3 protein-coding genes are annotated in these 6,000 nt (G+C 59.5%); 1 reads left to right on the top strand and 2 read right to left on the bottom strand.

What is annotated here, in order from left to right:
• Positions 1 to 396: 396 nt before the first annotated feature.
• Complete coding sequence (locus ACQR10_RS29845; RefSeq protein WP_316218524.1) at positions 397 to 2,400, top strand: methyl-accepting chemotaxis protein; 2,004 nt, start codon at positions 397 to 399, stop codon at positions 2,398 to 2,400.
• 96 nt (positions 2,401 to 2,496) lie between these two features.
• Here the strand turns inward: ACQR10_RS29845 and ACQR10_RS29840 are convergent, their stop codons facing one another.
• Positions 2,497 to 4,299: a hypothetical protein gene (locus ACQR10_RS29840; protein WP_316218523.1), complete on the bottom strand. Its 1,803-nt coding sequence runs from the start codon at positions 4,297 to 4,299 to the stop codon at positions 2,497 to 2,499.
• A 137-nt stretch (positions 4,300 to 4,436) separates the two neighbouring features.
• Positions 4,437 to 5,843, bottom strand: coding sequence for an ATP-binding protein (locus ACQR10_RS29835; RefSeq protein WP_316218522.1), 1,407 nt, complete (start codon positions 5,841 to 5,843; stop codon positions 4,437 to 4,439).
• Between the last annotated feature and the right edge of the window lie 157 nt (positions 5,844 to 6,000).

Here is a 6,000-nt window from a genome sequence, read left to right as displayed (position 1 = left end):
ATTTGGCGATGCTCAAGACCGCAGAAGAATACACGCCATGCACCATGTCCAGTCTGTCTGAACCGGACAGCCGTGGGCTTGACCCGGCCATCCACGCCGGTCCGTCTGCGCAAGGGATGGATGCGCGGGTCAAGCCCGCGCATGACGACCGAGTGAGTTGAGCGCACCTGCGTCCGCCGCGAGCTGAGTGCACCGGACGGCACGCATCCGGACTGCGTAGCTCGGCGACAAACGATGCCCCGTCCCCGCGGCTCCGTCTAACCCGCTATTAGTAAATACCGCCCATCGTGCATACAGCACAGCTGTGAGTCGCCAGCCAGGCGGCCGCTGCTGCGGGGCAGGCGCGCGGCGACGTCAGTTCGCCCGCCTGCCGCTCTTGGGGGAGCGGACGAGGACATGATGAGCTTGAAGATCAGGGGGCGTCTCTACGCCGGCTTTGCGGCGCTCATCGTCGCCGGCGCCGTGATGGCCGCGGTGGCGGTGTGGAATCTGTGGGCGGTGCGCGACCAGGTCGCGAGCATGTCGGCGCTGTCGGACGCGACCGCGCGCATCCTGCAGGTCTCCAACCATCTGCAGGCGATCCAGCGCGCCAACCTGCGCTACATCCACGACGCCAACGAGCCGGCGCTCAAGGAGGCCGCCGAGCGCGAGGCGGCGGCGACCGCGCTGCTGCAGGCGGCCACCGCCGGCCCGCTGTCGGCGGAGCGGCGCAAGCTCTATGACGATCTCACGAGCGAGATCGGGCAGATGAAGACCCAGCGCGATGCACTGAGCGACGCCGTCAAGCAGGTGAAGACCGGCCGTGCCGCGCTGCTGCCGGGCGGCGAGGACCTCGCCGCCAAGGCCGCCAAGCTGTCGATCGCGGCGCGCATCTCCAAGGAGCCGGAGGTGATGACCGCGGTCGCGGACATCGACGCCCGCCTGCAGCTCGTCCGCATCGCCACCTGGCGCTTCCTGGCGCTACGCGACACCAAGTCCGCGTCCGCCTTCCGCGCCGGCGTCGACAATGTCGAGCAGCGGCTCGCCACCTTGGAGGGCGCGTCGCCGCCGGCGGGCGTGCTGGTCGCGATCGCGCCGGTGAAGGCTTCGCTGGCGCTCAACAAGAGCGCGTTCGAGGCCACCGCCGCCGCGGCGCTGAAGTCCGAGGACATCTACGCCAACGCGATCGAGCCGCTGATCGCCAGAAGCATCGACACGCTCAAGGCCGCCGAGACGGCGGTGAATGCCGACTATCACGCCTCGCGCACATCGGCCGAGGGCGCCATCGCCAGCACGATCTCGCTGCAGATGCTGGTCGGCGCCGCCGCCATCCTGTTCGGCTGCCTCGTCGCGGTCCTGATCGCGCGCAGCATCACAGGCCCGCTGGCGTCGATGACGCGGGCGATGGGACGGCTCGCGAGCGGCGACGTCGCCGTCGAGATCCCCGGCCGCGGCGCCCGTGACGAGATCGGCGCCATGGCGACGGCGATCCAGGTGTTCAAGGACAACATGGCCGAGACCGAGCGGCTGCGCGCGGAGCATGCGGACGCCGAAGCGCGGCAGGAGCAGCAGCGCCGGGACGACATGGCGAAGCTCGCCCGCCAGTTCGAGCAGGCGGTCGGCGAGATCGTCGATGCGGTGTCGCATGCCTCGAGCGAGCTCGAAGCCTCCGCCGGGACGCTGACCAGCACCGCCGCGCGCGGCCAGGATTTGTCGACCGAGGTCGCCGCCGCCTCGCAGGAGGCCTCGTCCAACGTGCAGACGGTGGCCTCCGCCGCCGAGGAGCTGTCGTCCTCGGTCAGCGAGATCTCCCGCCAGGTGCAGGAATCCGCGCGCATCGCGAGCGAAGCGGTGGCGCAGGCCAACCGCACCAATGAGCGCGTCGGCACGCTGTCGAAGGCCGCCACGCGCATCGGCGACGTGCTCGAGCTGATCTCGAGCATCGCCGGCCAGACCAACCTCTTGGCGCTCAACGCCACCATCGAGGCGGCGCGCGCGGGCGAAGCCGGCCGCGGCTTCGCGGTGGTCGCCGCCGAGGTCAAGGCGCTGGCCGAGCAGACCGCCAAGGCCACCGGCGAGATCGCCCAGCAGGTCTCCGGCATCCAGGCCGCCACCGAGGAGTCGGTCGGCTCGATCAAGGAGATCGGCAGCACCATCGGCCGCCTCTCCGAAATCTCCGCCGCCGTCTCCGCGGCGGTCGAAGAGCAGGGCGCCGCGACGCAAGAGATTTCCCGCAACGTCCAGCACGCCGCCAACGGCACCCAACGCGTGTCGCGCAACATCGACGACGTGCAGCGCGGCGCGTCGGAGACGGGGTCCGCGTCGGCCCAGGTGCTGGCGGCGGCGAGGTCGCTGTCGGCGGAGAGCGGGCGATTGAAGCGGGAGGTGAGTAGGTTCTTGGGGTCGTTACAGGCCGCGTGAGGTTGGGGCGGGGGTGGCTTTTACGGGCTCCTTTGGCGGATGCCGCAGCGTAATCCGCTATGGCCTGCCGAGAAAGAGCGGCGGCTTACGCTGCTGCTAACCTTCTGCCTCGGCTCCGCCGCTTGTTCCCGGCAAAGCCTTAGAGACCGCTCGGCCAATCATGATCAATGCATTGGCTGTCCGCGCCAGGAGCTCAAGCCCTTGAAAAATAGTGGGTTGGGATCGATCAACTCCTATCATGGCGAATGCATCCTCGATTTCGCCGGAGGGTAGGTGAGCGTCGCCTAGACGGAGTTCGTAAACTCCGACAAGGGGCGTCATTAGTGACCGAGATTGATCCGCTGGCAAAATAGTTGCTAGCGCTTTCTCTAGAGATTTCAGGGATCCCCATTTTTCGTCTTTCGGCGCCGGGGCAATCGCGCGTAGCGCACCAATGTCAATTCGGTCCGCAGTCAGACGAGCCAGGTCTTTCGCAAGTGCCAGCAAGCCGCTTTGATCTAACGCTCTAAATCGATGGACATTCTTCATGATTACTACCGTCGCATCGTGGGGCTTGAACAGCGCCGCGCCGATCCACTCACGAAACAATTCGTCCAGCCTGTCCACCAGTTCGGGAATGGCGGCCTCTGGTGCAATCGTGGATGCGGGGCGTGTCCGCATTTGTGCGTCGAGAAGCTCAACCGACACTGCTCCGTCGGGAGGGACATTGAAGGCCGCCCATGTCCTCTGCTGCCACATCGGTAGTCTTGCGACGTCGTAAGCGTAAACGGTCAGCAAGCCGGCTCGATTTATGCCGAAGTGTATTTTGTAGTCTGGGAGAGACCAAATCTCGCCTGTGTCCCGCGAATACCAAAGGAGGCCTCCAGCTCTCCTTTGCAAGAGTGAACTGACAATCCTGGGATCGAACCAAAGGTACCGACCAATGTTCTCATGATCAAGCCTTGATGATGACCATCGTTCTCCACTCGCGTCAACGATGAAGCTACTTTGTTCGGCAGGACTGTCACCACGAACTCGCTCGCTTCTATCTGCAGGATCTATCCACTCGGCCTGCCACATCTCTCCTACGGCTCTGAAGTTCTTTATGCCTTTGCGGACGAACTCTCTCGAAGAGCTTTCTGTATTCGAAGCATCCTCTGGGCCAAAGATTGGAACGTCCTCCTCGGGGTCGACATCTGTTCGCCATACAGTAAATACCCCGATGCCATCCCCATATCGCCCGCCGCTCCGATCTATCTCCCAAACACGAGCTTCAAATCGGTTGGGACTGTTCTCTTCGGAAATTCCCTCTGGTGGCCATGGTAGGTGCGAGGGGTCTGTGTCGATTGCCGTGCGCGAGCGAAAATAGTACAGACGAAGCGCAAGTCCGCGCGCCGCGAGATAATCCCGAAGACAATCACTGCGAATTTCTATTGCAACGACGGAACCATCATGATCGCGGCGTTGCCGCACTATGACTGCATAGTCCTCATCCGGTCTTACCCATTGATCTCCTTCTTGCAAAAGACGTAGCGCCATTACGAGATCTTGGCTGAGATGCCAAATGCGAGGATGCCCGTTTCCAACGTGTTGCTCGAATACAAAATCTATCCCCATATCCTCGTAATCATTGGCTTGATAAACCTCGCAGGGCTTATATCGTCCGTCTCGGTAGGCGTACGGGCCCGGTGAGTGTGTGAAGTCGTGCCAATCGAGCTTTTCAGCTTCCCGTCGTTTTCCAGCAGGGAAGGCTGTAGTATTCATTACGAAGAATTCTTCTTTCCATCCTGGTTCGGGATATTGACCTTCTGCAACGATCTGTTCTGATGCTCTAAGCGGTACCCAAACCGCGGAGGCATACCGCCGCCGCCGATGGTCAGCCATTTCAAACCATTCTCGGCTTGGTAGTTTGGTGGACATCTTTAAGGTCGCGCTCTCGGGTCAACAAAGCTATAACAGCAATCTGCGGTTGACATTTCGGTCTTTGTCAAGCCAGGTTCGCAAATATTCCTCAGGCTACACGGTAGGCTGAGTGCTTCTAAGCAAGCCAAGGCTTTCTATTCATTTAGGAAGGCCTTGCCCTTTTCAGTCAAGCGCCAAGCAGACTTATTGCCTGCGAGACATGGGACGCGCTCCAAGTGTCCTTCGTCGCGGAGCTTGTAGAATTCAGTTTTAACGGAGTTCTCGGATCTAATGCCGGTCAGATCGCGAGCCTGCCTATTAGTGATCTGATCGTGCTGCCGCAAAAAGTCCATTATCGCCACGGAAGGGGCGGCTAGCGGCAGATGCGGTAGAACTACCTTAACATAGTTGCCTTCCTCCGAAATTACGGGGTCCTTCAACCCGAATTCCTTCATTTTCTGAAATGCGGTGTTCAGCCCTTCGCCGAGATCCTTATTTGGAGGGTCCTTGTAGCGATTTAGCGTGCGAACGAGTTTTGCGTTCCGAGAGAATCGCGCATCCAGAATATTCTCGATGTTCACGTAACCCGGTAGCTTTCCAGGGCTCAGAATTTCGATTCTGTTGTCAAAGATAAGAATCTGTATGTCATCTGATATCGAGTAATCGCGATGAAGAACGGCGTTGACAATAGTCTCCCATAAAGCTTCGGGCGGATACTCAATCTTCTTAAGTCCGTTTGTTGTCCACACTTCAATGTTGGACATCATTTGTGTGACGCGAGCGATGGAGTCGTGTATCAGTTTGTATGCTGGACCTTCAATTGTGGCTTGGTCGGCCAAATGGTCCCTCTCAGGGTCGTCCTCTTTAGTCTCATATCTCGTGATCTTAATCGCGCATTTCTTGGGGATCACCGCGCTGGGCACGGGGTGAAAAAGCAGGGCCCCGACAACGCGCGGCTGCCAAGTTTTAAACTCAAGCAAATTTTGGTTCAGGCAAAACTCTAAAGCGTCAGTTCTTGGAGAATAGTCGGCCAGAAAGTTTGCTATCTCGCTGCCCTCAGTGATCTGTTCAGGAGGGAGCTCCGGGAGTGGAAAATCTTCATATGAGACGGCTCCTTTCGAGAAACTGAGTTGCTGAATCCGGTCGGGATCCTTGACCGGTAACGACTGAGCTCCTTGACGAACATAGATAGTGCCGTCCGCCGTAGTGCAGACCTGGGTCCCCTTTTCGATGGTGATGCGCAACGCAAAGCCTTCGCCACCATCACGCCGAAGAAATTCAAATTTGACGTCTAGAGCCGGTTTCACTTCGAAGAGTGCTTGGAGGTGCCCGTTGAATTGTTCGATGTCTTGGACACCTTCCCAGCGTTCGTTCGGCGGCAGCCCAGATCCTTTGTCTTTTATCCCAATGATGAACTCACCACCATCGGCGTTGGAGAACGCTGCTGCAATCTTTTGAATTGCTTTGCCGCTAACCGCAAATTCCTTGACGTCGTAGAAGTGGTCCTCATCATGCTCGGTAATGGCAATGAAGTCGTGATTTGAAATATTGATCGTTTTCAAGGCGCACTCTCCCCAGGAGATGTCACCGCTATCGAATAATCGATAGCTTATCTTGTCTTTCGCTGCTTAGCCAAGCGCAGTTGTGCAGCACGGCCAACGCACTTTATATTCAAGCGCTGGCTGAACAACTCATGGAAGTATTGCCGTGAATGATGCT

It is taken from the genome of Bradyrhizobium sp. HKCCYLRH2060 (assembly GCF_051168135.1).
Taxonomy (GTDB): Bacteria; Pseudomonadota; Alphaproteobacteria; order Rhizobiales; family Xanthobacteraceae; genus Bradyrhizobium.
Note: the sequence above shows the minus strand (reverse complement) of the source record. Positions and strands in the feature narration are given on the sequence as shown.